This is a genomic window from Chamaesiphon sp. OTE_75_metabat_556 (assembly GCF_031378165.1).
Taxonomy (GTDB): domain Bacteria; phylum Cyanobacteriota; class Cyanobacteriia; order Cyanobacteriales; family Chamaesiphonaceae; genus Chamaesiphon.
Genome location: NZ_JANNDR010000556.1, coordinates 1 through 2206, shown reverse-complemented (window position 1 = coordinate 2206; position 2206 = coordinate 1). Strand labels below are relative to the sequence as shown.

The following is a 2206-nucleotide window of genomic DNA, read 5'->3' as shown; positions in this document are numbered from 1 at the left end:
GGCTTTCGATCGACAGACCCCGCAATAAATTCACTAGCTGGTTTGGTTTCTGGTAATGCCAAAAACTCTGCCAGAGTGAAAATTTGAGGTTGAAAAGTAGTTGTCATAGCCAGACCTCCAGCGCGGATGGATGGGCAATCTGTTTGTATTTTAGTCGATCGCTTCCGCATTCGATCCAAAACCCTTCATCCTTGGATGAGCCTACATCCCTCAACCGATAAATACCTTTAGAATGATAGGTAAATGTAAACAAATATTAAGGCATTACGCACTACTATTTATGACTTACAACGTTCTACTGCGAAAACTGGCCACCATCTTGGCGATCGCGATTTTCACACTGTGTTTAGTGGCTGCGATTACTGGCGTCGCGATCGCGTTTTACTATACTCCTTCGGCTGCGGATGCCAATGCTTCGATCGAATATATCAACGATCGAGTTGCCAATGGGTGGTTGATTGTCAGTTTGCATGACATTGCTGGCAATGGCTTAATTGCGGTGTCATTGGTGCAAATCGTGGTGATGTTTTTCGAGCGGCAACTGGTATTGAGCTGGATTGTCAGTTGGGTGTCGGGAATTTTCTTGACTCTCAGTGCGATCGGGTTGGGGTGGACGGCGATGAATCTGGATTGGTCGCAATTGGGCTACTGGCGGCTGAAGATCGAGCTATCGACAATCGAAGTGATTCCCGTCGTCGGTCAAGCTCTCCGCCGCCTATTAGTGGGTGGTGAGGGACTGGGGACGATTAGCCTGGAGCATTTATTTACCATTCATAGTTATTTGCTCTCTGCTGTAGCATTAGGACTATCGATCGTCCATCTGGTCAGTGTGTCGATCGATTCACAAGCGGTCGATCGGGGAGAGATACCTTCTGAGCAGAGCTGATTTATTCTAGAGCAAACCCTGAAATTTAGGGTAGGGGCAATTCATGAATTGCCCCTACCCTAAATTTCGAGGGCGTTTCATACTTATACTCAGCAACGCCACGATCGATTTAACGATTAATCGGCGAACCATCCGCCGCTTCTAATACAAAACCCAGGTCGGCAATTGTATCCCAATCTTGAGTTGCTGATTGCCCTGGCGTTGTCAGATAATCGCCGACAAAAATTGAATTAGCGACGTATAATCCTAACGGTTGGAGCGATCGCAGATGCACTTCGCGGCCGCCAGCAATCCGAATTTCTTGGGACGGTAATAGGAATCTAAATAAACACAACATCCGCAAACATTGTTGGGGAGTTAATTGCTTAATATCCGCAAATTTAGTCCCTGGAATCGGAATCAGGAAGTTGATCGGGACGCTAGTGACGCCTAATTCGCGCAGGGATAGGGCTAAATCGATGACATCGTCATTTGATTCACCCATGCCTAAAATACCGCCCGAACAGGTGGTTATCCCCGCTGCTTTGACGTTTTTGACTGTCTCGACTCGATCGGTATAGGTGTGAGTAGTAGCAATTTGATCGTGATTAGTTTCAGACGTATTAAGATTGTGATTGACTCGATCGACTCCGGCATCGGCGAGTCGCTGGGTTTGCTCGGCACTTAATAAGCCCAGACACGCACAAACCTTCAGATCGTAATTGGCTTTAACTTCGCGGACTGCTGCTAATACCTTACCAAACGTCGCTTCATTAGGAGTTCGACCGGAAATCACCATGCAAAATGTCCCCGCTTGGAGTTCGGCGGCGCGTTTGGCAGCGTCGAGAATCTTAGACTGCGCCATCAGGGGATATTTCTCGATCTCAGCGGTAGAGATTTTCGACTGCGAACAGTAATGACAATCTTCAGGACACATACCGCTCTGAGCATTGAGTAGATAATGCAGCCGGACGCGATTGCTCCAATAGTGGCGGCGCACTCGATAAGCGGCAGCGATTTGGTCTAGCAACACCTCATCTTTGGCCTGAAGGACTTTCAAGGCTTCCTCTCTAGTCAAGATCTCGCCTGCAAGAGATCGATCGGCCAGGGTATTCCAAGTAGGTGTTGTCAATAACATGAAACTTACAATCGATGGTGAGCAACCATCTATTATCGCAGCAGGATGCCGGATCTACTAGTTAATTTTGCTAAAGTTCTTGATTTTGAGCTGGGCGCAGGGAGCGGGGAGACTAGTAACGAACAGAACGCTTGCGTTCAAATATCCTATAGAACCCATTTGAGATCTTTTCAGAATGAATCGAGCGACAGATTATTGGTGGG

General features: G+C 47.4%; 2 protein-coding genes. One reads left to right on the top strand and one right to left on the bottom strand.

Annotation, left to right across the window (positions count from 1 at the left end; genetic code table 11):
• Positions 1 to 280 precede the first annotated feature (280 nt).
• A complete protein-coding gene (locus RMO27_RS21835) occupies positions 281 to 886 on the top strand; it encodes a cytochrome b N-terminal domain-containing protein (protein WP_309736556.1) in 606 nt (201 codons plus the stop codon).
• 109 nt (positions 887 to 995) lie between these two features.
• On the opposite strand, the gene bioB is transcribed toward RMO27_RS21835, so the two are convergent.
• Positions 996 to 2003, bottom strand: coding sequence for a biotin synthase BioB (bioB, locus tag RMO27_RS21830; RefSeq protein WP_309736555.1), 1008 nt, complete (start codon positions 2001 to 2003; stop codon positions 996 to 998).
• Between the last annotated feature and the right edge of the window lie 203 nt (positions 2004 to 2206).